At 41.8% G+C, this 25,170-nt stretch carries 23 protein-coding genes and 2 tRNA genes; 11 read left to right on the forward strand and 14 right to left on the reverse strand.

Annotated elements, in window-relative coordinates; genetic code table 11:
* Positions 1-15: 15 nt before the first annotated feature.
* Positions 16-369, reverse strand: a complete 354-nt coding sequence (locus tag G500_RS0105455; RefSeq protein WP_161626084.1) for a DUF3244 domain-containing protein — start codon at positions 367-369, stop codon at positions 16-18.
* Positions 370-845: 476 nt separating this feature from the next.
* Complete coding sequence (locus tag G500_RS0105460) at positions 846-1,262, reverse strand: STAS/SEC14 domain-containing protein (RefSeq protein ID WP_154657030.1); 417 nt, start codon at positions 1,260-1,262, stop codon at positions 846-848.
* Between the two features lie 236 nt (positions 1,263-1,498).
* Here G500_RS0105460 and G500_RS0105470 point away from each other — a divergent pair, with 236 nt between their 5' ends.
* Complete coding sequence (locus tag G500_RS0105470) at positions 1,499-3,124, forward strand: DUF4132 domain-containing protein (protein ID WP_027001853.1); 1,626 nt, start codon at positions 1,499-1,501, stop codon at positions 3,122-3,124.
* 383 nt (positions 3,125-3,507) lie between these two features.
* On the opposite strand, the gene G500_RS0105475 is transcribed toward G500_RS0105470, so the two are convergent.
* The 3 genes from G500_RS0105475 to G500_RS0105485 form a co-directional block, all read right to left on the reverse strand.
* The gene (locus G500_RS0105475) at positions 3,508-4,380 is read right to left on the reverse strand and encodes an RpnC/YadD family protein (RefSeq protein WP_027001854.1); all 873 of its coding nucleotides are present in this window, start codon (positions 4,378-4,380) and stop codon (positions 3,508-3,510) included.
* A gap of 138 nt (positions 4,381-4,518) precedes the next feature.
* The gene (locus tag G500_RS0105480; protein ID WP_027001855.1) at positions 4,519-4,890 is read right to left on the reverse strand and encodes a hypothetical protein; all 372 of its coding nucleotides are present in this window, start codon (positions 4,888-4,890) and stop codon (positions 4,519-4,521) included.
* Positions 4,891-4,930: 40 nt separating this feature from the next.
* On the reverse strand, positions 4,931-5,971 hold the full coding sequence (locus G500_RS0105485; protein ID WP_027001856.1) for an amidohydrolase family protein: 1,041 nt from the start codon (positions 5,969-5,971) through the stop codon (positions 4,931-4,933).
* Between the two features lie 238 nt (positions 5,972-6,209).
* On the opposite strand from G500_RS0105485, the gene G500_RS0105495 reads away from it, so the two are divergent.
* A complete protein-coding gene (locus tag G500_RS0105495; RefSeq protein ID WP_154657031.1) occupies positions 6,210-6,791 on the forward strand; it encodes a hypothetical protein in 582 nt (193 codons plus the stop codon).
* Positions 6,792-6,900: 109 nt separating this feature from the next.
* On the opposite strand, the gene G500_RS0105500 is transcribed toward G500_RS0105495, so the two are convergent.
* Positions 6,901-9,006 carry a carboxy terminal-processing peptidase gene (locus G500_RS0105500; RefSeq protein ID WP_035756391.1) on the reverse strand — a complete coding sequence of 702 codons (2,106 nt, stop codon included), beginning with the start codon at positions 9,004-9,006 and terminating at the stop codon, positions 6,901-6,903.
* Between the two features lie 451 nt (positions 9,007-9,457).
* A complete protein-coding gene (locus tag G500_RS22440; protein ID WP_161626086.1) occupies positions 9,458-10,171 on the reverse strand; it encodes a DUF4290 domain-containing protein in 714 nt (237 codons plus the stop codon).
* A gap of 155 nt (positions 10,172-10,326) precedes the next feature.
* Between G500_RS22440 and G500_RS0105520 the strand changes: the two genes are divergently transcribed.
* The 6 genes from G500_RS0105520 (at position 10,327) to G500_RS0105560 (ending at position 16,790) form a co-directional block, all read left to right on the forward strand.
* Positions 10,327-11,661, forward strand: coding sequence for a DUF445 domain-containing protein (locus G500_RS0105520; protein ID WP_245574462.1), 1,335 nt, complete (start codon positions 10,327-10,329; stop codon positions 11,659-11,661).
* A gap of 67 nt (positions 11,662-11,728) precedes the next feature.
* Complete coding sequence (locus G500_RS22445; RefSeq protein ID WP_051203308.1) at positions 11,729-12,679, forward strand: endonuclease/exonuclease/phosphatase family protein; 951 nt, start codon at positions 11,729-11,731, stop codon at positions 12,677-12,679.
* A 158-nt stretch (positions 12,680-12,837) separates the two neighbouring features.
* Positions 12,838-13,788, forward strand: a complete 951-nt coding sequence (locus tag G500_RS0105535; protein ID WP_027001860.1) for an AraC family transcriptional regulator — start codon at positions 12,838-12,840, stop codon at positions 13,786-13,788.
* Between the two features lie 115 nt (positions 13,789-13,903).
* Entirely contained in the window at positions 13,904-14,971 is a 1,068-nt protein-coding gene (locus G500_RS0105540; protein WP_027001861.1) for a hypothetical protein, read from the forward strand.
* 331 nt (positions 14,972-15,302) lie between these two features.
* On the forward strand, positions 15,303-16,574 hold the full coding sequence (gene nhaD, locus G500_RS0105555) for a sodium:proton antiporter NhaD (RefSeq protein ID WP_027001862.1): 1,272 nt from the start codon (positions 15,303-15,305) through the stop codon (positions 16,572-16,574).
* Between the two features lie 15 nt (positions 16,575-16,589).
* Positions 16,590-16,790: a hypothetical protein gene (locus G500_RS0105560; RefSeq protein WP_027001863.1), complete on the forward strand. Its 201-nt coding sequence runs from the start codon at positions 16,590-16,592 to the stop codon at positions 16,788-16,790.
* 99 nt (positions 16,791-16,889) lie between these two features.
* Here G500_RS0105560 and G500_RS22450 read toward each other — a convergent pair whose 3' ends face one another.
* Entirely contained in the window at positions 16,890-17,375 is a 486-nt protein-coding gene (locus G500_RS22450; RefSeq protein ID WP_051203309.1) for a DUF2306 domain-containing protein, read from the reverse strand.
* Between the two features lie 287 nt (positions 17,376-17,662).
* Between G500_RS22450 and G500_RS0105575 the strand changes: the two genes are divergently transcribed.
* A complete protein-coding gene (locus G500_RS0105575) occupies positions 17,663-18,460 on the forward strand; it encodes a (Fe-S)-binding protein (RefSeq protein ID WP_027001865.1) in 798 nt (265 codons plus the stop codon).
* Positions 18,461-18,538: 78 nt separating this feature from the next.
* Here G500_RS0105575 and G500_RS24830 read toward each other — a convergent pair whose 3' ends face one another.
* From G500_RS24830 to G500_RS0105600, 4 genes are all read right to left on the reverse strand, one after another.
* Complete coding sequence (locus G500_RS24830; protein WP_051203310.1) at positions 18,539-19,699, reverse strand: endonuclease/exonuclease/phosphatase family protein; 1,161 nt, start codon at positions 19,697-19,699, stop codon at positions 18,539-18,541.
* 118 nt (positions 19,700-19,817) lie between these two features.
* On the reverse strand, positions 19,818-20,303 hold the full coding sequence (locus G500_RS22460; RefSeq protein WP_035756394.1) for a hypothetical protein: 486 nt from the start codon (positions 20,301-20,303) through the stop codon (positions 19,818-19,820).
* A gap of 157 nt (positions 20,304-20,460) precedes the next feature.
* Positions 20,461-20,533 (reverse strand) — tRNA-Thr (locus G500_RS0105595).
* A gap of 8 nt (positions 20,534-20,541) precedes the next feature.
* A tRNA-Met gene (locus G500_RS0105600) sits at positions 20,542-20,615 on the reverse strand.
* A 307-nt stretch (positions 20,616-20,922) separates the two neighbouring features.
* Between G500_RS0105600 and G500_RS0105615 the strand changes: the two genes are divergently transcribed.
* Complete coding sequence (locus G500_RS0105615) at positions 20,923-21,327, forward strand: START-like domain-containing protein (RefSeq protein ID WP_027001867.1); 405 nt, start codon at positions 20,923-20,925, stop codon at positions 21,325-21,327.
* Between the two features lie 234 nt (positions 21,328-21,561).
* A complete protein-coding gene (locus G500_RS24835) occupies positions 21,562-22,965 on the forward strand; it encodes a cyclic nucleotide-binding domain-containing protein (RefSeq protein ID WP_051203311.1) in 1,404 nt (467 codons plus the stop codon).
* 13 nt (positions 22,966-22,978) lie between these two features.
* Here the strand turns inward: G500_RS24835 and G500_RS0105630 are convergent, their stop codons facing one another.
* Together G500_RS0105630 and murB are read right to left on the reverse strand one after the other, a co-directional pair.
* Entirely contained in the window at positions 22,979-24,025 is a 1,047-nt protein-coding gene (locus G500_RS0105630) for a radical SAM/SPASM domain-containing protein (protein ID WP_051203312.1), read from the reverse strand.
* A gap of 22 nt (positions 24,026-24,047) precedes the next feature.
* Positions 24,048-25,106, reverse strand: coding sequence for a UDP-N-acetylmuramate dehydrogenase (gene murB / locus G500_RS0105635; RefSeq protein ID WP_027001870.1), 1,059 nt, complete (start codon positions 25,104-25,106; stop codon positions 24,048-24,050).
* Positions 25,107-25,170: the final 64 nt, after the last annotated feature.

Genomic DNA, 25,170 nt, shown 5'->3' on the forward strand with positions numbered 1-25,170 from the left:
TCAAAACAGAAGGCGTTAGATGGAAAAATCGTAAGTCGCAATTTCATTTCCACTTTCTGCTTCCAAACGGTACTCACCTGCGGGCAAGTTGGTCAGATTGATTTGCTGCACACAATCGATGTTTTTGCAGAAGTTGCTATAAAAAATGCGATTCTGCTTATCTTTAATGACCAAATAAACATCTTGTTTTGCATTTTCCAAAGAAACAAAAAGCTCTGTCTGTTGTTTCTGGGCTTTGATGTCGAAAGCCTTTGGCGTGTTGGCACTCAAATTGTTGAACAATGAAACAAAAGCCAAAAGCGCAATCATAGAAAAAGCAAAACGGCGAGCAGTGGCAGTGAAGGCAGGGAAAATAAGGGTAGGTTTCATAAGAATAAGAAATAAAGGATTTGAGAATGAAAGAAAAAAGAAAGTTTGTGTGGGCGGCGGTTTCTGTGTGCCGCCTACACAAGAGATAGTGCCAAAAGCGTGCAAGATTTGTAACACACTGATTTTCAAACACTTATAAAAATTTAGCTTCAAAACTTGTATCGAAAACGAACAGTTGATTTCGCTTTTGCGAACATCAAAACCTTGTTATTTTTTTTTCGTAGCAAAAAGAAACCCCAAGTATTCGAACACAATGTTCCAATACTTGGGGTTTTGGCTTGGGAGTTTTATTTGTAGTTTGTCGGATTTGGCGTAGGATTTCGAATCCGCACTTTCCTTTTAAAGCCAACTGTTTTTGAACAAGAACGGAATAAAATTTGGCTTCAAGCCTCATTTGAGTCTGAAAAGCCACTTTATTTCAATTCATCTTCGAATAAAGCCTGCCTTGCCGTTACCAAAGAGGCAATTATTTGGTCTTAAACCTTTGCGAGCCAGTCAGAAGCCGCCTTGATTTGGTCGAAATATTCTATCTTGATTTGGTCTTGGTAGTAAAGACGCGCCATAGCTGCAACCTGTGCGGCAGGCACTTTTCGGAAGAAATTTTCCGTCTGCACCACCGCCATCGCTTTATACCCCAACTCTAAGGCTTTGGGTAGCCACTCTTGGGCAGCCCAATTTTGGTCGGCTTTTGTGATAGAACCCGTAATTTTTCGGTCGTCGTTGAGGATTTTGCTCACGCCACGCTCTTGCATCTGCGCCAAAAGGGTGTTCATCGATTGTCGGTAGTGGTCAGAATTCAATTTGCCGCGCCATTTTACCATCAGACAAGGGACATCTTCATTGAATTTGATGAGGCAGTGTGGTTTGTCTTCTATGATAAGATATTCTTTCATGGGTTTGTGAAAAGTCGGTACGATAAAGCCCAAAGGCAGGATTTGAAATAAGGCTGCAATCTTACTAAAAAAGGGGCAAATCCTCAAATAAATTTCTTAATTTGTCTTATTTTTTTTATCAAATCCCCGATTTTGCTTTTCTCTCTTTTTAGTATGCCCAAAAAAAGCTATTTTTGCTTCGGTAGTGCCAAAATTCGCAAAAAAGTACAAACCCAAAGTATAGAAAAAAGCAAGTGATGATAGTTTCGGGCGACGTTTGGGCGGAAAGCCTAAGTTTTTTTTGGGAAAATATGGAAACAGACTTTCAAGTGCGAAAGGCTTGGGAGTCGCTTTTTGCTCTTTTTTTTCAATCGCAGGGCAGAAGTGAGCCTTCCCAAAAATTTTTACAAGAGGCAGACCGTCTGATACAGACCATTGGCACAAATTCTTATGCCAAAACTCTGCAAAGTTGGCTCGAAACCGTTGCGGCTGCCCCTTGGCGCGTGCTTTTTTATGAAGACAGTTATCAAATAGAGCGGTATAGGCTTTTGCTTTTGCAAAGTCAGAATGAAATTATTTTTAAAAAAGTCATCTGGACGGTGCTTTCTGTGCCTGATAGCAAAAACATATTTCAACTTTTAATAGAAATTATCCAAAAATCTTACACGCCTTATCAGGGTTTGGTAGCCGAAAATCCAATTTTAGGCAAAACCGCCTTACTTGTTTTGGGTAGGAAAGGGCGCAAAGGAGCAAAGTTCCTAATTGCCCTCAAAAGTTTTTCGAGGCGCAAAGATTTCCAACAGACCGTAGAAAAGGCACTTCTACAAGCTGCTGCCATAGAAAACACAAGTCCTGCCCTGCTCGAAGAAACCCTGCTGCCCACCTATAACATGAAAGAAGGTGAAAGACAAATTAGGCTCGATACTTACATTGCCGATTTGCGCCTTGAAGACGAAGGGAAAGTCCAACTCACTTGGTACAATGCACAAGGAAAGGCTCTCAAAACTGCACCCACAGCACTAAAAAAGCGTTTTCCTGCCAAAATAGAAGCCATACAAAAACTTTTCAAAACGATAGACCAAACCGCAAAGGGGCAAAAAAAATACTTAGAAAGTCTTTTTCTTACTTCGCGTCGTTTTCCTTTTTCCCATTGGAAAAGTTATTTTTTAGAACACCCGCTACGCTCTACTTTGGTTTCCAAACTTATTTGGAATATTCATTTTCAAGACGAAGAAAAAGAGCGCGTACAGACGGGTTTTTGGCTTTTTTCGCACTTTGTAGATGCTTTTCGGCAGCCGCTCGAATTGCCTTTTTCGCTTTCCGAAATAAATTTTGAGTTGGAGGATTCAACCCAAGGGGGCGCAAAAAACATAGAAATCAGTCTTTGGACACCTGCACAGGTATATGAAAATTGGGCGAAAGTTTCCCAAGAAACAAGTCCTGAAAAAATCATTGAAGACTGGCAAGATTTTTTGCAAAAAAAGCAAATCAGGCAGCCCTTCCTACAAGCCTTTCGTCCGCTTTATTTCGCCAAAGAGATAGATTGGCACTGGCTTTTTAATCAAAAGTTAAAGCAAAATCAATTAAGAGCTGTCGCCTTACAACAAGATTGGCACTACAAAATGCTGCGTCCCTATCGCAAAAATCGCCTACCGATGCGCAAAAAGTTTATTTATCAGCATCAAGGGTGTGAAAAGCGAGAAATTACGCTTGAAATTTGGCTTTATTTAATTTTCGAGCAGCAACCCACTTGGGTTGGTATCAATCAAATCCTTATTTACGATAAAATTCAGGTTTTGTCGCCAGAAAGCCTACCTCTCTCTGTTTTTTCGGAAATGATGCGTCAGGTTTTGCTTTTGGTAAAGGTAGCCAAAGAAGAATAATTTTTTAAAGCTAAAAATCAGTAACAAACCGCAAAATCCGTATAATTCGCGTTCCCTTTCGAACACAGATAAAACGGATTTGACGGGTTTAAGCGGATTTTGAAAGACTAAAAAAACAGTGGCAAACCGTAAAATCTGTATAATCCGCGTTCCCTTTCGAACACAGATAGAACAGATTCGACGGGTTTAAGCGGATTTTGAAAGACTAAAAAAACAGTGGCAAACCACAAAATCTGTATAATCCGCGTACCTATCAGTGCGGCAAATCTTTGATTTGCGTTGTAAGATACTACAAAAATAGCAAAAAACCCCCTTTGAAGCTACAAAATTGTTTTTGCCACTCACTATCCTGCACAAGTAACGACGAAGTACACCTAATAAACTTATAGTTCTTTACTCAATTTGCGAACTTCCTCGATGGATAGCTTCGTAAGTTCGGCGGTCATTTCGATAGAAAGCCCTTTTTTTAGGCAAGAAATTGCTAATTCACGGCGGGCTTCGAGTTTGCCCTTTTCCACGCCTTTCTCTATGCCTTTCTCTATGCCTTTTTGCAAGCCTTTTTGCAGACCTTGCAAATAAAAGTCATCTTTTTCGATGTCATATCCTATTGTTCCCATGTTTCCTAATTGATTTTGAATTATTTTTGGAAGTTTATTGCGCAGACGTGCCAACACAAGCAACTGCTTGATGTATTTACTTAACGCAGTAATATCGGTTTTTAGTTGCGAAAGGCGAAATAAAATTTTACTCACTACTTCCTCTTGCTTTTCCTTTTCGAAATCCGCTAAAACTGCCATAATGACTTCTTCGGCATTTTCAGATTCGATAAATTCTTTATAGGAATAATCTCTAAAAGATTTTAATTGAAAGCCTACAAAAACTTCCGACGGCGCAAGGATAGAACGCATATTACTGGGAGTTTCACCTAAATAATAAACGATTTGAACAATAGGCTTTTGATACTTTTTTTGTAAAATGGCATGATACTCTTGCATACGAAGTATCATATTTGGCTCATCTCTTGCTTGAAATTCTAATTGTAGGATAAATTCTTTTTCGTCTTGGGTGGTGATAAGGACTAAAAAGTCGGCTTCTCGTTCTAAGGTAGTTTGTAACTTATCTTTTAATAAAGCATGTTTTTTGATGTGAAAGCCTAACTGCTTTTCTGAAAACTGCAAGACATATCCTAAGATATTTTCCTTTAAAATTTTATCGTAAAGATTTTGTTCTTTTTGATTAGATTTTTCGTTTTCCATAAAAGATTTTATGCGCTAATTAGACTGTGAAGACACGATTTTTTTAGAGATTATCAAATTTTTTATGCTTTTTGTAGCCGAAATTTGAGATTTGCAAAATTGATTAGGCTTAGTCTAATAGGCATTTTCCTATAAACCCTACATTTCCAAATCTTTTCTTTGATAGGTAGGTCTTTCTCTTGCTTGCAGAAGGGCGATAATCTCTTGATTTTGAAGGCGTTGTGCCTCCTCCAAAGGCGTGGTAGGCAGGCAGTCGCCCCAGTTGCCGACAGTTTTTTTTGCCCCATGTTTGAGCAAAATACGCACGCCCAAGACCTGCTGACGGTACACACATTCGAGCAAAAAGCCCCAATATTCGCCCCAAGTATCGGTATAGACCGATTTTTCGTTGATAAGGCTGCTATCCTGCTCCAAAAGGGAATCGAGCCTATCCCAATCCTGTGCCTCGATGGTTTGGCGCAGGATTTGGGCTTTCTCTCTTTTAGACTGTAAATCGTTTTGATTTTCCATATTTAAAAGCGATAAGAATTTCTCAAAAAATATTTTTTTCCTAAAAATCCCAAGACTGAACAAAGGCAAAATCCGACTTTTTAAGCCCCAACCATTCGAGGGCAGAGCCACTCAAAAGCTGTTCTTTGAGGTCGTCGGAATAGGGAAGGCTGTGTATAATTTTGCCCGGTTCGAGTTCGCCCAAAGGGAAAGGGTAATCCGTTCCTAAGGCAATGCGATTAGCCCCTACCAAATCTACCAAATAAGTTAGCATTTCGGGGCTATGCACCAAAGAATCGAAATAAAATTTGCCCAAATAGTGTTTGGGTGCAATGGGGTTATCGATGGCACAAAGGTCGGGGCGCACCTCGAAGCCATGCTGAATCCTGCCAATGGTAGCAGGAAACGAACCGCCGCCATGGGCAAAGGCAACGCGCAAATTCGGCAACCTTTCGAAAATACCTCCAAAAATCATCGAGCAAATTGCCAAACTTGTTTCGGCAGGCATGCCCACCAACCAAGGAAGCCAATATTTTTTCATCTTCTCTGCCCCCATCATATCCCAAGGGTGAACAAAGACAGCCGCGCCTAATTTTTCTGCTGCCTCAAAGATAGGGAACAGTTCGGGCGCGTCTAAATTCCAATCATTGACGTGTGAGCCTATTTGCACCCCTGCCAAACCCAACTCTTTCACACAACGCTCCAATTCGCGAATCGCCAAATCGGGGGCTTGCATCGGAATTGTACCCAAACCGACGAACCTATCAGGGTACTCTCTGACGATTTGTGCAATGTGGTCATTTAAAAATTCAGAAACAGCTAAGGCATCTAAGGGTTTTGCCCAATAACTAAACATGACAGGAACGGTAGAAAGCACCTGCACATCTACTCGATGGTGATTGCACTCTTTGATGCGCGTCTGTGGCGACCAGCAATTATCCTGCACTTCTCTAAAAAATCGGTCATCTATCATCATACGCGCACAACAAGGCTTATGATGGTCTAAACGAATAAAACCGCCATATCCGAATTTTTTAGCAAAATTGGGGATATGTTCGGGCAAAATATGCGTGTGAATGTCTATTGTAAAAAGGCGTTGCATGCGAAGAAAGCCAAAAAAGGCTGTGAGTGGAATTGGGTGAGGGAATGAAAAGCCCTTTTGAGCAGGGCTTTTGCACAAAGATAGCCTTTTTTCGCAATTTGTTCAAAAAGAATAACCGTCTGCCAAAGGAAAATAGCAAAGTGGGAATCCCTTTGGGGTTGTTTTCTTGGTTCTGAAACGGCGACTTTTGCCCGCAGAATTGCTAATTTTGTCGTACTTTGTCGTACTTTGCTATACTTTGTTATATCTTACCGACCGCCTACTCGCTCACGCGCTTCTTTCTATGCACCAAATCAAACTCACCACCCAATTTGCCGCCCCCTTAGAACGATGCTTCGAAATGGCACGCCACCTTTTTGCCTACCAACAGGCAGCAACTTGTATCGGGGGGGCAGCAGGGCATAGTGCCGCAGACCGCAACCTTTTTAGCGCAGAAGGCGAAACTTGGTGGCACACACTGCCGCCTATTGGCTTTTCAAAACCTACCCTTATCTGGACACTAACCGAATACGACGCACCCAACGCCCTTGTCTTTCAGACCAAAGCCTTTTCCTTAGCATTGCAATATCAACAAATTTTTGAATGGATAGATGTACGAAAAACGGAAGTGAGTGAAATTTTTTCACTCCAAAAAACGCCGCTTTGCACCCAAAACACTTGGAAAAAACAAATAGAAGCCTTTTTAAGGGAAAGGCAACTGGCTTTAAAACAAGCCGTAGAGTCTGACCAATGGGAAAAAATTTTGCAGCAAAGTCCTGATTATGAGCCATTTTTTAAAACAGCCTTTGAAGAAAATAGACAAGAAGAGGAAGAAGAATAAAAAAGTATTATTTTAACACAAAAAAACACACATAAAAAAACACAGAATAGAGTTGGCAAACCCTATTCTGCGTCATTTTTACAACACTGCCTTGTGGCAAAAAAACTGCCTATTGTTCGGTTTCCTTCAAAATATTCACCGATTCGAAAAGGTGAATGTCCTTTTTTAGCTCTTTCTGAAACTGCTCTATACGCGCGGTAGCAACCGAATCAGGGGTTTCGGGTTTCATCTCTAAAAAGGGTAGGATTTGCCAATCGGTAAATTCTTTGCGGCTCTGCTCCAAACGCTTAGATTCTTCTTTGAGCGTTTTTTGTTTTTGGCGATAAGCCTCTAATTGAAGCGGATATAACGTTTCGTCCATGCGTTTTTTCAAACGCTCGGCACTCTGATTAAGCAAATTGAAGGCTTCGCTGCCCTCGATGCGGCTCTTGGAATGTTCGCGAATGGTACTCAAATTAGGCGAATTGTCCCAATTCTTGTAGGTGGCGCGTTTGATTTCGTCCCATTCCATCGCATATTTATCTTCTTTTTCGCCCAAATTCGCGTAACTATACAAATCAGGCAGAACGATGTCGGGGATTACGCCGCGAAGTTGGGTAGTGCCGCCATTGATGCGATAGAATTTTTGGGTCGTGAGTTTGATAGCTCCCAAAGGCTTAATGGCATCATAACTGCTGGGCAGAAAGGCATCTAAATCATAAAACTGCTGTACTGTGCCTTTGCCAAAAGTGGCATTGCTGCCCACTACCACGCCTCTGCCATAGTCTTGGATAGCGGCAGCGAAAATTTCGGAAGCGGAAGCACTAAATTCATTCACCATCACAACCAAAGCACCGTCATAGATGACCTGTCTGTCTTTGTCTTCTAAGACCTGCGGAGCGCGTCCCTTCGATTTAACCTGCACAACGGGACCTGTTTCTATAAAAAGCCCCACCATATTGACCACTTCGTAAAGCGAACCGCCACCATTATTGCGCAGGTCTAAGATAATGCCTTCTACATTCTGCGCCTTCAAACGCAAGACCTCTTTTCTCACATCTTCGGCACAACTGCGGGCATCTTGCTGCTCGCCCATATTAGAATAAAAGCTGGGCAATTTGATGTAGCCAATTTTATGAGATTCGCCTTTGCTTTCCAAAATGGCAGACTTGGCATACGTTTCCTCCAATACCACCACGTCGCGAATAATGGGAATGACCAAGATACTGCCATCTACTTTTTTAACGGTTAGGCGCACCTCTGTTCCTTTTTTACCGCGAATAAGCTGTACGGCTTCATCTAAGCGCATGCCTACAATATCTACGGGTTCGTCTGCCCCTTGTGCCACTTTGAGGATAATGTCGTTTTCTTTGAGTTGCCCTTGTTTCCAAGAAGGGCTACCCACGACGATATTTGTAACCCTGATGTAGCCTTCACGCTCTTGCAGGGTAGCACCAATTCCTTCCAACTTTCCGCTGAAAGTGATGTCGAAATCGGCTTTGTCTTTGGGTGGAAAATACTGTGTATGGGGGTCATAGACATTCAAAAGGCTATTGATATAGACCGATTGCCACTCCTCTTTTTTCACCTTGCGAAGTCTATCAAAATAATCTTTTTGGCTTTTCAAAACCTTTTCACGTGCTTCCTTTTCTAAGGTAGCCAAATCTTTTTTCTCTTCTTTGAAGGTGCTATCTTCCTGCACTGCCAACATTTCGTCTAAGCGCATCAAGGTCTGATACTTCAAGTTTTTGCGCCAACGCTCACGCCATTCCTTTTCATTGGCTACATATTCGAGCTTTTCGCCATCAAATTCTACCTCTTCGTTCTTTTCAAAATCAAAGGGTTTTTCAAGTAGGACGAGGCTCATTTTTTCTGCCTCATCGATGCGTTTGACAAAGAGTGTGTAGGCTTGCTCGAAAAAGTCGTAGTTGCCTTCTTGCACCTGCTCATCGATTTGTTTCTTGTGCTTGACCAGCGTCTTGATGTCGCTTTTCCAAAGGAATCGTTTTCCGTTGTCTAAATTATCTAAAAACAACTGATAGGCATTTTCGGAAAAAGCGTCATCTATGGCTTTTGGCTGATAGTGTTGGTAAGAAAGAGCCTGCCAAATGAGTTGTAATAGCACTTTATCTTTTTCAGGTTCGCCCTCGTTTTTGAAGGGGCTGCCAAAATATGCCCCTACCCCCAAAAGTATAAATAAAAAGGGTAGGCTGCTCCAATATATGTTTTTTTTCATCTTTTCAAATAAGAAAATGAGAAGTTTCAAGTAAGTAGGATATTGAGGTGAGGCAAAATAGAAAAGTAAGCAAAAGCGGATAAGTAAGAAAACTGCCCAAAGAAAGGTAGCGAAAGAGGTATGGATACAAAGGTATTGATAAAGACGGCAAAAGCAGGACAACCGCCAAAGGCGCAGCCTAAAAAGGGAGTTTGTCGCGCCTTTCTTCTTTCAAGATTGCCTTATTTGCACCAAAATTAGTAGGCAGAAAGGCTGCCGAAATTACAGTAAGATTCGCTTTTTTCCAAATCTAAGATAGAAAAAGGCAGGAAAAGTGTTTTTTTTAAAACTTTTTAATATACCTACCCCAAAAAGATTTGAAAGATTTGGCGGCTTGCTCAAAATTTGCCCCTTTTGATTTGATACCAAAACCGCTTGGGAATGTGTTTTGTTTCAAAGCTGCCTTATCAGGCTAAGAAAGACGCTTGCGTTTGAGTGCGGGGCGGACTTTTTTCTTCTTTGTGGGAGCTTTTTCGGGTACAAAAATCGTATAAGAATTTTCCAAATTAGCATCACTATAATTGCCTACTTGAAAAAGGCTCATCTCTTTAATGGTATCTATATCTAAGTCGAGCTTTTCGCTTTTGCTGCCCAAAATGCGTTTCATATCGTTGAAAAGTGTAGCATCTTCTACTTGGTCTTTGTTCCAAGTGGTGTAGAGCTGTCGCATCAATTTGCCGATATAGGCGTAGGCGGCTAATCTATCGCTTCGGTCGGGCAGGGCAATCGCGTCTATCAACAGATTTTCCACATTCCTACCATAATGGCGAAAGCGAAATTCGGTCTTTTGATAGCCCAAGTGTTTGGGTTTTTGGTGCAAAGTATCAGGCGAAGGAGGTGGAAAGGGACTATCTATGTCTAAATCGAAACCTGCCATAAGATAAAGGTGGTCCCAGATGCGTTGTTCGTTGTCATTGACCTCTTTGAGGGTGGGATTGACTTCTTTTAACACGTTGATAAGTGCGTATGCCGCCTGTGTGCGTTCCTGACGGTCTGGCAGCGTTTTGAGATGCTCGACCATATTTTGCACATTTCGCCCATATTCTTTGAGCAAAAGAGCAGGTTTTAGGGTATGATAGCCCCAAGGCGTGTCGGATTTGTGGTCTGAATTTTTAGGAAATGCCATTCTTGATGAAAGATGTAGGGTAAAGACAGGGTAAAGATAAATGAATTGTGCCAAAGAAAAGAATAAAAAAGCCCTTTCCTGCATTTTGTTTGGATAAAGTTCTTATTTTTACAAAATCTATGCCTTAGCCTCGCTTATCTTACGTTTGTCGCCTTATGTTTGTTATATCCCTTTTTTTGATGTCTGTGGTAGAAATAGTTTCTTTTTTTGAAGCCCTTGGCGAAAACTTAGCGGCAGCCTTCGCCAATATAGATGGAGCAAAGGTGCGTCTTTTTCTGATTTATGCTTCCATTCCGCTCACAAGCGGGCTTATCGGCTGGCTTACCAACTGGATGGCGTTGCTGATGACCTTCTACCCTTTGGAGTATGTAGGCGTGCGCCCTTTGGGTTGGCAGGGCATTATTCCTTCTAAGGCACGAAAGATGGCGACTAAGTCGGTGGATTTGCTTACGGCAAAATTACTAAAAATAGAGGAACAATTTGAAAAAATAGACCCTTTGCGCGTAAGCGAAGAGATGTCGCCCGAACTCAAAAAGGTAGCGAATAAGATTTTAGACGAGGTAATGGAAGCCCAAATCCCTACCATTTGGCGCAACACTCCGCAAGCGGTTCGCAAGCAAATCTACGACCGCGTGCATGAGGAACTGCCCAATAGCGTTGCCGAAGTGATGTCGGACATCAAGACGCAAATCAAAGACCTTTTAGACCTCAAACGCTTAGTGATTGAGGCTTTAATGGCTGATAAACAACTTATTAACGAAATTTTCCTGCGCTGTGGCAAGGAAGAATTTAAGTTTATCGAGCGGTCGGGCTTCTGGTTTGGGGGCTTATTTGGCTTGGTACAAACGGTAGCGGTTTATTACTTCCCCTCTGGCTCTTGGTGGATTTTGCCCTCCTTCGGTTTGATAGTGGGCTATCTTACCAACGTGCTGGCTCTCAAACTCATCTTCGAGCCACAACTTCCCATCAATATCTTGGGCTTGTATCGCCTACAAGGGCTTTTCCTCAAACGCCAAAAAGAGGTCGCACGCGAATATGCAGGAATTATCACGACGGAAATTCTGACCACAGAAAGCATGTTCGAGTTTTTGGTACGCGGTCCTGCCTCCCACAAATTGGGCATGCTCATGCAGCAGCACGTCGATAATTTGGTCGATAAAGTAGTACAAGAAACGGCTGGCGGCTCGCGCCCTGTCGTGAGCTTGGTAGCAGGTAGGCGCATCGATATTGCCAAAAACATTGTCCTCTACGAATTTATGCGCGAATTGCCCATTTCGGTCAAATATGTCTTTGCCTATGCCGAACAAGCCCTCAACCTGCGCGGCATGCTCGAAGAAAAAATGTCGGCACTGCCCCCCGACGAATTTGAAGGCTTTTTGCGCCCTGCCTTTCAAGAAGACGAATGGATTTTGATTTTAGTAGGCGCAATCTTAGGTTTTGTAGCAGGCTTGGTACAGCTTCTGGTGATGTGGTATTTCGATTTGACCTAACAGCAAACAGACCTAAAAACCTAACTTAGACCATTTAAAAACAGAAAACCCTTTATCCCCTTTTCCCATGAAAAAAAATTATCTCTACCCCTTCCTAACCTTTCTTTTTTCGCTTTGGACTGCCTTCTTTCTGACAAGTTGTGAGCCTATTTCGCAAAATCAGGGTCAGCAAAATGGCGGCTTTGCCTCTCAAACGAAGCAGGACAAAACAAGCGATTCGCCCCAAAAAGATAGACCTTCTAAAAAAACAGATGCCCTCAAAATCCTGACTTGGAACTTGTATAATTTTGGCAAATCCAAATCTGACGAAGAAATTGAGTACATTGCCAAGACCATCAAAGGCTATGATGTAGTGGCAATTCAGGAAATTGCTACCTCACCCGCAGGCGCACAAGGAGTCGCCGCCCTTGCCGACGCGCTCAACCGCACAGGCGCAAAGTGGGATTACAGCCTAAGCGACCCTACCGAAGGCGCGGGAACAGAACGGTACGCCTTTTTGTGGAAAACCGCTAAGGCAAGCCTCAAAAAGGCTTGGCTTGAAAGCAAGTTGGCAAATAGCCTCGACCGCGAACCCTACTGTGCGCGTTTTGAAGCCGCCAAAAGTGGTGAAACTTTTATGATGGTCAATTTTCACGCCGTCCCTTCGAGCAAAGACCCCGACAAAGAAGTAGAACAACTCACTTTTTTCACTTCAACTTACAAGCGTGATAAAATCTTGATAATGGGCGATTTTAACATCAGCGAAAAGCACGCCTGTTATGATGGCTTAAAAAAACAAGGGTATGAGTCGGCGATTCAGAACCAAAAAACGAGCCTGCGCCTCAAACCTGCCCAAGATGGCGAACTTTTGAGCCAAGAATATGACAATATTCTTTATGAAAGCAAATATTTTGAGCTAAAAAAAGCAGATGTAATTCACTTCTACCAAGATTTCAAAGATTTGAAAACTGCCCGTAACATTTCCGACCACATTCCCGTTTGGATAGAGGTAGTGATAAAAACGGCAAAAATCCAATAGTAAAGTAGCATTTTTTTGAAAAATAGGCTTGAAACGCTTTTTTTCTTTGTATTTTTTTGAGAATCACGGCAGCCTACTTGTTTTTTATGCCATGATTTCTTTATTTTGTGAAAAATATTATTTTCAACTCTCTTATTATTCCCATCAAGCCTCTCAATATGGAAGATTACAATAAAATTGTCGAGTCGCTCATCATTCGCCATGAGTATTCTGCCAAAAGCAGCGTCAATGCACCGATACACGTTGAAAACATCTATGACATCAATAACAGCGTTATTCTGGTACATAAAGGCTCTATTTTCTTTGGCGAAAAAAAGCAAGTAGTAGAATCGGGTGAGGTCTTGTTTATCCCCGCAGGTTGGAATTTGAGCAACCTTATCTTGGGAACAGGCACTGAGGTTAAGCACGTTTCACAGGAAGAGTTCTATGCCCAAAAGGAGCAATACCTCACGCCTTATCAGGAAGAGCAGGCAGGACAAGTGGTTATCTCTTGGATTGTCTTTGATGCAAAGGTGTACGATTCTATCAACTTTTTCAAGTCGTTAGACCTACCTGCCTTTGTGCTAAAAGACGACATTTTAAAGCACGACATCGAGCTTTTGGTAGAAGAACGCGCCCAAACGCGCGTAGGCAAAGAACGCCTGACCAATATCCTGATTGAAAAAATCAACTTGGCAATCTTGCGCTATATCATTGGCAACAAACTCTTTGTAGAGCGTATCGCCACCAATAGCACCTACTTCTTAGACCCACGCCTGATGCAGATGTTTAATTACATCAAAGAAAACTTGGCAGACGACCTCTCGAATAAGGTCTTGGCAACGATTGCAGGCGTATCGGAAGATTACGTAGGGCAATACTTCAAGATGCTCACAGGCATGAACCCACAAGACTACATCGAGTACCAGCGCATGGAAGAAGCCGTCAAACTCTTGCGTACTTCGCGCAAAAGTATCCGCGCTATCGGCATCGAGATTGGGTACAAAGATACAGCTTATTTCTGCCGTCGTTTCAAGATGATGTTTGGCGTACCTGCGGGCAAAATGCGTAAGCGTAGCTCTTTGATGAACGTCAAGCGCAATACACGAGTGGAAGCCGACCAAATGTAGAGGTAATCCCAGCCTTTTAGCCCTAAGTGTCTTATCGATGCTTAGGGTTTTCCCTGCTATATCTTTGCTGCCTATTTCATTTGGATTTTAAATCGCCTTTAAAACGCCTTTAAAGATGGAAAATCTCTACAAAATCAATATCTCCAACCTACAAAAAGATAAGCTCTCGACGGCAGAATTGGTAGCCGACATCGTCGTTCTGACGCTTTTAGGGCTAAATCTCTTGCTGATACTCTTCGATTTTATCTTTGAGGCGGTTTTGATACAAGATTTTCTAAAAAACTATTTATACAACTTTTATTTTTACTACAATAAATACATACATCAAAACTTTTCTCTCCTCGACCTCATCTTCGTTTCCATCTTTGTAAGCGAACTTTTTATCCGTTGGGGCATTGCCATTTTTAGAAAGACCTACCACAAATGGTTTTTCTACCCTTTTATCCATTGGTATGATACCTTAGGCTGCCTGCCGGGGGCGGCGTTTCGTTTTCTAAGGCTTTTGCGCATTTTTATGATGCTCTATAAGTTGCAAAAAATGGGCGTGGTGGATTTAACGCGCACTTATGTCTATAAAACGATTACAAAATACTTTGCCATTTTTGTAGAGGAGGTTTCGGATAGAGTCGTTATCAATGTTTTGAATGAAGTGCAGAACGAAATAGAAAAAGGCAATCCACTTACGGAAAAAATCTTGGCGCAGGTAGTAAAACCGCATGGAGGCACGCTTGCCGCTTGGCTTTCGCGCCGCATGCAAAAGGTAGTGGCTGCCAATCACGATTCCTATAAAAATGATTTGAAAAGATACGTAGATAAGCTCATTTACGAAGCCGTAGAGCAAAATAAAGAAATCAAGACCATCGAGCAAACCGTTCCCGTTTTGGGCGGCTTCATTAGCCAAACCTTAGAAAATGCCATCAGCGACATTGTGCATAACGTTGTGCAGCAAATTTTAAAAGATGTAGTAAAGCCCGAAAACAATCACGTCATAGACGAAATTTGCGAAGTTGTGATAGCAACGCTTGTTTTAGACGAGCAAGGGCATAAACAGCTCTCTACTCTTTCAAAAGGCATGCTCATAGAAGGCATCGAACTTATTAAAGAACAAGTAAGCGTGCAACAGTGGAAACTCAAAGAATTAGAAGAAAAAGAAATGGGCTTTTCTTTCCCAAGAGAGTCTTAATTTTTTGTTTTTATATCTTAATGCTTCTTTTCTGATTTTTATACAAAAAATAAAACGCTAATTTGTTCGGATTTTCTTTGAAATAGCGTATTTTTCAGCCCCAAAATAAGAAAAAAACGAGCTTCTTTGGTCTTCAAATTGATAAAGAGAAGGTTTAAATTTTTTTTTGAAAAAAGACTTTTTTTTGCTTGCAGATTCATTTTTTTAAACTACCTTTGAGGTCGAGGGTTTGGGTAGGAAAGGTAGAAAAAACAAAACCATTTCCGACACGCGCCCTGCTGCTTTCCTTCTCTGCTTGCTCCATTTCCTCACCCTTCTCCTTCTTCTTCCTATGCTGACTCTCATTGTGATTGTCTTTGTGGTAGGCTATTTAGCCATCGCCTTCGAGCATGTCATCAACGCCAACAAAACGGCTTCGGCTTTACTTACGGGCGTGATTTGTTGGTCTTTGTATGCCCTTTTAGGGGCGGAATCGCATCTGGTAGCCGAACAGTTGGCACACCACCTTACGCCGATTGCCGAGATTTTGTTTTTCCTTTTGGCAGCCATGACGATTGTAGAGTTGGTCGATGCCCATCAAGGTTTTGCCCTGATAACTGACCGCATCAAGACGCAAAATCCTGTGGTCTTGCTTTGGGTTATCGCCTTGCTGACCTTCTTTATGTCGGCAGCCTTAGACAATCTGACCACTTCTATTGTGATGATTTCGCTCTTGCGAAAATTGCTCCCTGCTTCGGATTGGCGCAAGCTATTAGCGGGTGTGGTCATTATTGCCGCCAATGCAGGCGGAGCTTGGTCGCCCATTGGTGATGTTACTACCACAATGCTCTGGATAGGAGGGCAAATCAGTGCCGTTCATATCATTACGCACCTCTTTGTGCCGAGTTTGGTCGCGCTGCTTGTGCCTGTTTTTTATCTGCAATTCGCCTATTTTCGTAAAAATAGAATTGCGCTCACTACCGATACCAAATCGCAGACCCTTTTGCCACAAGGCAGTGCGGTGATGCTCTTTTTGGGATTGGGCATGTTGCTTTTCGTACCTATTTTCAAGACCTTTACCCATCTGCCGCCCTACATGGGCATGCTCTTGGGCTTAGGCGTGGTTTGGATAGCCTCCGAAATCATACACAAGGACAAAGACGAAGAAGAACGCAAGCCCTTCACCGTTGCACACGCCCTTTCAAAGGTAGATGCTTCAAGTGTGCTTTTCTTTTTAGGGATTTTGTTGGCAATTTCAGCCCTCGAATCAACGCATATCCTCTCTGCCTGCGCCACTTGGCTTTCAGAAGCCATACCCGATATTCATTGGGCAATGTTCCTAATTGGGGCAATTTCGGCAGTGGTAGATAACGTGCCGTTGGTGGCTGCCGTTCAGGGCATGTATTCGCTCGAAGCCTTTGCTATGGATAGCAGCATGTGGACTTTCTTAGCCTATTGTGCAGGAACAGGTGGCAGCCTGCTTATTATCGGCTCGGCGGCAGGTGTGGCGGTCATGGGCATGGAAAAGATAGACTTTGTATGGTATGTCAAAAAGGTGTCGTTTTTAGCCCTGATAAGCTATGTAGCAGGCGCAGGGGTTTATTATTTGATGTTTTTGGTCTAATAGAGGCAGCGCAAAATGCTTGCTTCTCCCTTTTATGCTTGTTTGAGCGTAGTGGTGTTAGGTTCTGTAAAAACGTTGCATTTTAAAATTTCGGCTCAAATTTTAGATAGGATAAAATTTGACTTAAACCCTATTTTAGAACTCAACGCCGCGTTTTATTTCAATCCAATTTCGGAAAAGATGTTGCCCTTTCCGAAATTGACGAATAATTTTTAGAGCTTAACACCACTACCTTTAAACGCGCCTTCGAGCGAAACGAAAGCGATACCCAACAAAAAGGCAGAGCGCAAAAAAGTGGAACAACATTAGAAAAAGCTACTTAAAATTAGCAAAAGCCTTTCGCCATTTGGCTTTGTTGATGCCAAAAAAAATGCCGCCCACCATCATAACTGCCGCCGTAGCCGCGCCCACCATGCCAAAAAAAGGCGTTTTCGGGATTCGCGTTAGCATTTCAGCGACAAAAGCCGCATACAAACCCATCACAGACCAATACATAAAAGAGAAATGCAAGTATTTCCATGTTTGAATTGGTTTTTTTAGTAGAATAGGAATCATACCCACACTTAAAGAAAGGAGAGCTAAAAGATTAAAGTAATGAAAGATACCAAAGCCCTTAAAAAGGCGGTAAATCATAAAGCCCGATACAATCAGAACAAGCATAGAAAGAACGTAGCCATAACCCATTTTTCTGTGCAACTTCGTCCCTTTTGTAGCCAAAACAACGTAAGTACCTGAAACAAGAGCCAAACAGCCCGCCACAAAGTGTATCCAACCTGTCAAATCGTGAATGATAGTATCCATCTGGAAAAATTTAGAGAAAAGAAATAAGCCCTCTTCGGAAATTCCTAAGACAACCTTTAAAAGCGTTTTCTTAGAAGTAGGCGCGATAAGCGAAAACTTACAAAAAACGTTAATTTTTTGGCAGCCCAAAAAGTATGCAAGCCGAATATTTTTAAAGGAAATTGCGCCTAAGCCAAAACTTTTTACTACTTTTGTCGGTCTTCTACAAAAAAGCGAAAAGCCGACAAGCGCAAACACTTTTTATATACTGCAAAAAGAATATCTCATATACAAAATAAAATCAATCTATGTCTGAAACTATTAAAGTGCCGACAGTGGCGGAATTAGCTGCCGAAGGCAGAAGCCCCGAAGTTTTGTTTTGGGTAGGCTGTGCAGGTTCTTACGACGACCGCTACAAAGCCGTAACACGTGCTATGGTGCGCATCTTGAATCGTGCCAACATTGATTTTGCCGTTTTGGGCAACGAGGAAACCTGCACAGGCGACCCCGCCAAACGCGCAGGCGACGAATTTACCTTCCAAGCCCAAGCCCTGATGAATATCGGCGTTTTAGATGGCTACCAAATCAAGACGATTGTAACGGCTTGCCCCCACTGCTTCAATACGCTCAAAAACGAGTACCCCTCTTTGGGCGGCAACTACAAAGTTTTGCACCATTCTACCTACCTCCAACAACTTTTAGACGAGGGTAAAGTGCGCCTTAGTGATGCCAACGAATTTAAGGGCAAACGCATCACCTACCACGATTCCTGCTATTTGGGCAGAGCAAACGACATTTACGAAGCCCCACGCGCCCTCTTGGAAAAATTAGATGCCGAACTTGCCGAAATGCACCGCAACAAAAAGCGCGGACTCTGCTGTGGCGCAGGCGGAGCGCAAATGTTTAAAGAACCCGAAAAAGGCAATAAAGACATCAATATCCAACGCGCCGAAGATGCCCTGCAAACGGCTTCCAGCGTAGTGGCTGTTGCCTGCCCTTTCTGCATGACGATGATGTCGGACGGCGTGAAACATTTTAACAAAGAAAATAAAGTCCGCGTCTTGGATTTGGCAGAGATGATAGAAAAAGCACAAGATTTGGCTTAAAAAGATTCCTCATTCAAACCAGATAGGCGCGTATTTTTTTAGGCTCTATGTGGTTTGAATGGTTTTATTTTTTAATGCTTACTTTTTTTTAGGTTCAAAAGTTGCTTTAATCGGATAATGGTCGGAATAAGATATATCCGAAAGCGTTTCAAAAGTAGAGAGCGTATAAGGCATTTTTCCAAAATCGTAAAAAATATGGTCTATTCTTAGAAAGAAAAGCCGCTCTCCGCGATAAGAAAAGCCCAATCCTCTACCCCTTCTCTCGAAGGCAGACGATAGCGATTGCCAAAAAGAAAAATAAGTATAACTATAAGGCAAATCATTCATATCGCCACAAAGCAGCACAGGATAGGGCGAGGCTTCGATATGTTGTTTGAGAAAAGCCACCTGCCTACCGCGCTCTATCGCTCCCTTTTTGAAGGGACGACCTGCACGATACCATAGCTTTTCCCAAAGTTCGCTATTTTCCCAATCGGCGCGTTTTTGGGGCAATTCTATCTGTGTTTCATCAATTTTCATCGATTGCAGATGCACATTATAGCAGCGCACCGTATCGCTACCAACCTTTAAATCGGCATAAATTGCACCATTAGAAGTACGATTAGGAAAGGCTACTGTTCCTTTTCCCACAATCGGATACGCCGAAAAAATCGCCAGTCCAAATTCGCCGCGATTGTGTTGGCTGCCATTAGACTTGAAAAAATGATAAGGCGTGTGGCTTTTTTCAAATTTTGCTATCAAATCAAAAATACTATCTTGCGGCTGTTGGTAAAATTCTTGCAGGCACTTGATAGTGCTTTTTTCTTCGAGCAACCATTTAATTTGTTTTTTAGCCGTTTTTTTGGTCAAATCTTCATCATAAATATTGAAGGTATAAACATTGTAAGAAAGCAGTGCAAGCGCATTGTTATCTTTTTCGGTGCTAAAATTGAAATAACCCAAAAAACCGACAGTAGCTGACACAAAAGGTAAGCCCAATAGCACAAAAAGTAACGCATATAAAAAACGATAGTTGCGCTTCCAAACCCAAAAAAGAAACATCAAAAAATGTCCGACCCAAAACAAAGGCGCGAAGAAAGCAACAAAGGCAGCTACCCAAAGACTATCAGGCGCAACCAGCACACTGCCATACACCAGCGGCGTGAGCAACAAAATCAAACGATAACTCCCCAAAGCCACACTGCGCCCCAGATTTTTACTAAGTTGCTTGCTTTTTTGCCAAAAAGATTGTAATGTCATGCCTAAAATCGCTTAGGATATTTTTTAGCTATAATAAAATTAGCTCTTTTTTTATTAGATTTTATGAACAGTTTGCTTCTTCGCATCTAAAAATACGATACAGAACAATTCTTAAAATTTAATCTTGTAAAAACATCAAATATAAAACACCGTTTTCATCTTGTTTCCAAACCTTAAAACGCCACACCTGCTTTTGCCCCCCTTGCAAGGGTGCGAAATCGAGCGTAAATACCTGTGTATCAGTCGCTTGTTGCCATCTGCCTGCCCATTCTGCCAAGCCGTCTGTGGGTGCGATGCGCTTTGCCTGCACCTCGCCATTTTGTGCCAAACGAAAACTCTCCCTGCCGCGTGAAGGCGGAAAATCATACCCTTCGGCACGAAAAGCCTGCGCCGCTCCTTCCTCTGTTTGCAAATCGTCTTCATGGGAACGTACCCAAGTGGTTTCGAGCAGTGAAGTCATCTTTGTATCTAATTCATTTTTTAAAACTTTTTTAGAATCCTCTTTTTCACTGTTTTTTTGCGCCTTGCAAGCAGGCAAAAAAAACAGTGAGCCTGCCAAAAGGCAGAAGCAAAAAATCCGCGCCGAAAACGAAAATAAGTGCATTTTTGTTATTTTTTAGTGGGCAAAAAATCAAAGATAGGCATTTATAGGATACAAAAAAACCTTTTCCAAGTTTTTATACTTGAAAAAGGTTGTTTTGGTTTTTTATGATTTTCTCTATCTTACAGGTTATCTTATACACTATCTTGCAAGAAAAAAGAGCCCCCTGACGGACTCGAACCGCCGACCTACTGATTACAAATCAGTAGCTCTACCAACTGAGCTAAGGAGGCTTATTTTGTAGCGAGGGAGAGGCTCGAACTCTCGACCTCAGCATTATGAGTGCTGCGCTCTAACCAACTGAGCTACCTCGCCAAAAGGTTTTGCAAAGGTACGACTTTTTTTTAGAACTACAAATTTTTTCGCGCTTTTTTGTTTTATTTTCTCTTTTTTTTCGGAATTTATCCGATTTTTTCTAACTTTTTTTCTTTTTCCTTGTTTTTTTGGGAAGCAGTAAAAAGTAGCGCGATATTTGAGTCTTTAAGCATTGTCTTGCCTTCCGTCTGAATTGCGATGCAAAGGTAGGGCGTTTTTTTTTTCGTTCCAAATTTTTTTTGCGTTTTTTTTTGCGATTTAATTTATATCTTTGAAAGTCAAGAACATTCAACCCAAAAAAAATCGTATGCCCAAGTACAAATTCTCTGCCGAATACGAAATTAAGGCTTCGCCGCGCATACTCTACCCCTACCTATCTACGCCACAAGGCTTGCAGGAGTGGTTTGCCGAGGAGGTGAAAATTTTGGACGGCAAAGACGGCAAAATTTTCGAAATCGTTTGGGACAACCAATCACACTACGCCAAAACGGTTTCGCAGCGCGTCAATCAATCGGTGCGCTATCAGTTTCAAAGTGAAACCGAATTGCCACGCCAAGAACAAGCCTATTTAGAATTTCGCCTTAGCTACAACGAATTTACCGAATCTACCTTCCTTACTGTGGTTGATTATTCCGATATGGATAACGACGACTCACTCAAACAACTTTGGGCGGGACTTGTGGAAAATTTGCGCGATTGCGTAGGTGGGTGAGCCAAAAGGCAGCCCTTTTTTGTTGTCTTTCGCCTCTTATTTCAAGAAAAAACTTCGCCAAGGGCTGCCCTTTTGAAGGTGCAAGCTATGAAAATGCAAAAAATCGCTTCAAGCCTCATCTTCGCCATAAACTGCGCCCCCAAGTCGCTAAAATTTGGGGCTTTGCTTTTTTTTTAGCATCTTTCAGGCGGCAAGTTCGCCTGCCCCTCTTTTATTTCCTATCCAAACTATTCTATGAAATCTGAAAGACAAAATAAGATAAAAGCCCTACGCGGTACTTCGCTTTTTCAAGGCTTGCCTGAAAATGCCCTACAAGAAATTGCTACTAAGTCGAAAATTCGCCAGTTTTTTCCCAGTGAAACGATTGTTTGGCAGGGCAAACCAAGTGATAGTCTTTTTATTATCATCAATGGCATTGTAGTCGTTAAAAAAGTAATTAGTCAGGATAAGGAACAGATTTTTGCCTATCTGATGCCGGGCAATACCTTTGGCGAAGTGGGCATTTTGGAAAATCAGCCGCGCTCGGCTACCGTTGCCGCCCTTAGTGATGTAGATGTGCTGGTCATTCGCAGGGGCGATTTTTTGGATATGTTGCAAAGCTACCCCAGCATTGCGATAGAGTTGGCAAAAATGTTGGGTAAATATTTAGTAGAATCAAACAGACGACAAAGTAGGGGAAATAGAAATTCAAAAGTCATTCTTATTTTTAATCTCTGTGCCGATAGTGGCGGTACAACTTTGGGCAATGCCCTATGTAAGATTATTTACGAAAAAACAGAAATGCCTACTGTTTATGCCGAATATCCTACCCCCCAACAAATTATGGCAGACCTCAACATCAAACAAAGAGGCAATATCTACAAGCACAATACAGGCTACGACATCTTACTTTCACAGCAGGACAATCTGCTGCCTGCCGCCGCGCGTACTACCCTACTTTTAGATTCGCTCTTGAACGATTACAACTATTTGGTCATTAATTTACAAGGCAATGCACAAATTGATGAAAACATTGCCATGATGTTGGATTACGTCAATCAAATTTTAATTATTTTTCCTCCTTTGAGCGAAGATTGGCATGAAAGTGAGCGATTGCAAAAGCAACTAAAAAAGTACGTGCGCTTAGACGAGGTTACCATTTTTACCTTAGTAAATAGAAGTAAGTCTGAATTTCAAGATGTAAGTTTTGATAAAGATATTGACTTTGAAATTCCCTATTTCCCCAATCTCAACCTCATTGCAGCTTCCGAACAGCAAAATTTTAAGCTCCCCGAAGCCTTAGCAGAGCCACTCTCCAATATCTTCGACCGTTTAGAACGCACCAATCAAATCGGACTTTACATTCCCACGACCGTAGATGTGGATATGGAAGTGGATACTTCGGAATATGTAGAAAAGACGCTTAACTTTTTAGCCGAACGCTTCGGCGGCGCAACCAGCACCGAAGCCAAAGGCGTTTGGAACAGCGAAGAAGTAGGTTTAGTGGGCGAGCGCGTTTATTTGGTCTATACCTATGCTACACGTAGCGATATGAACCGTTATTTAGATGAAATTGTAGATTATGTAAAAAATATGAAAGTAAAACTTTCGCAGGAAGCAATGGCTTTGGAGGTAAACAAAAAACTAACACTTATTTAAAAATTAGGAAATTTTATATCCAAACTTTTGTACCTTCTGAACAGTTGGTACAGATGTCTATTTCCTTGCGCTTGGTAAAAAGTTGCCTTCTAAATGCTTGATAATCAGGGCTTTTCCATATATTTTTAAACCCACTTTCCCCAATCTTACCCAAAGTATAATGCGCATCTTTATCAAAACAACAAGGCACAACGCGCCCGTCGAAGGTAAGGACGCAGGAATGCCACATGCGCCAACAATGATTAAATAGTTTGTTTTTAAAAGCAAATTTTCCATCTTTATCGCGCTTATATCGCGCCCAATCGGTTTTATCAGGTATAAAATCAGCGGCATTTTCATAGTCATAAATTTGTGCAGTTTTTATCACAACTTCATCTACGCCTAAATCGCGCCCCATTTTTTTGATAGCCGCTACCTCATGTTGGTTGTGTTTGAAAACAATAAATTGTAACATAACGAAAGGCGTTCTGCTTTTATGTCGCAATTTCGCTTCTTTTAAATGCTGCAAACCTTGTTTTACTTTTTCCAAATTGCCGCCAATTCTATATTTTTCATAGCTTTCTTGCGCTGCCCCATCAATCGAAACGATGACCCTATCCAAACCCGATAAAACGGTCTGCTCGGCAATCTGTGGCGAAAAATAGTGTCCGTTGGTAGAAGTGGCGGTATAAATGCTTTTTTGATGTGCCATTTCTACCCATTTTAAAAAATCCTGATGCAAGTAAGGTTCGCCCTGAAAATAGAAAATAAGGTAGGTGAGTGTATCGCTCACCTCGTCCAGAATTTGCTCGAAAAGCGAACTTTTAGCCTTGCCCGTCGGACGCGAAAAAGCTCGCAATCCGCTGGGACAGTGCGGACATTTGAGATTACAAGCCGTAGTAGGCTCGAAAGAAAGGCTAATAGGGTAGCCCCAAATCTCGCCTTTTTTATTCCATCGCGCCCGATAAAAACTAAGCAAAACTTTCGCCATATTCCAGACCTTTTTTCCGTTGAGTTTGGAAAAATAGCCCCAAGTATCTCTTATTTTGGCTATAAAAGTACGCAAGTAAGTTTTTATCATATTTAGGTGTTTTAGAATTTCGCTAAGTTAGTACGTTAATTTCAGGTTCTAACCAAATTTCAAATTTTTCAAAGACGGCTTTTTGGATTTGGGTAGCAAATTCCCAAATGTCCGCACCTTTTGCGCCCCCCCAATTCACTAAAATAAGAGCCTGTTTGGGATAAGTACCAACCTGCCCTACGCGCTTGCCCTTCCAACCAGCCTGTTCGATGAGCCAACCTGCGGCAACTTTTCGACCGTTTTCAGTAGGATAGGAAACCAAGTCAGGAAATTTTTTGATTATTTTTTGGAATACCTCTTGTGAAATTTCGGGATTTTTAAAAAAACTTCCGCCATTTCCAATTTCGGCAGGGTTTGGCAATTTGCTATTTCGTATGCGCATAACTGCCTGACTAACGGCTTTTAAGGTAAGCGAATCAGGGTCAGATTGATTTTCTTTTTTTAATTCTTCCTGAATTGCACCATATTCCAAGCGGAAATTTGGCTTTTTATGGAGGCGAAAAACCACTGAAAGAATGAGATATTTTCCTTTCGCCTCTCTTTTAAAAATGCTATCACGATAGCCAAACTGACAATCTTGATTAGAAAAACATTTTACTTTCTGACTTTCTATCTCAAAAGCCTCGACTTCTACCAACGTTTCTTTGATTTCCACGCCATACGCGCCAATATTTTGCAGCGGTGCAGCCCCCACAGTGCCATAAATGAGGGCTAAATTTTCGATGCCTGCCCAACCCTGCTCCACAGCAAACTCGACAAAATGATGCCAATTTTCGCCCGCTCCTACACGCACCAAGACAGAATCCTCGTCTTGTGTTAGGATTTCTTTTCCTAAAATGTTCATTTTAAGAAACAAATTAGGATATACCACAGTTTCGTTGGCTTGTGCTTTTTTTGCCAAAAGCAAATTACTGCCGCCGCCCAACACAACAAGGGGCAAAGTTGAATAAGCCGCCTCTTTCTGTGCAAAAAGCCAAAAAAGCTCCTCTTTGCGATTGATTTCTGCAAAATAGCGTGCCTTTGCCTCTATCTGAAAGGTATTGTAAGGCAAAAGAGAAACATTTTCTTGAATTTCTACCATGTTCGTATTTTTTATACAAAAGATAATAAGATAATTTTTGTTTTATCTCACCACCTTTTAGTTT

Origin of the sequence: Hugenholtzia roseola DSM 9546 (assembly GCF_000422585.1) — a bacterium.
GTDB lineage: Bacteria > Bacteroidota > Bacteroidia > Cytophagales > Bernardetiaceae > Hugenholtzia > Hugenholtzia roseola.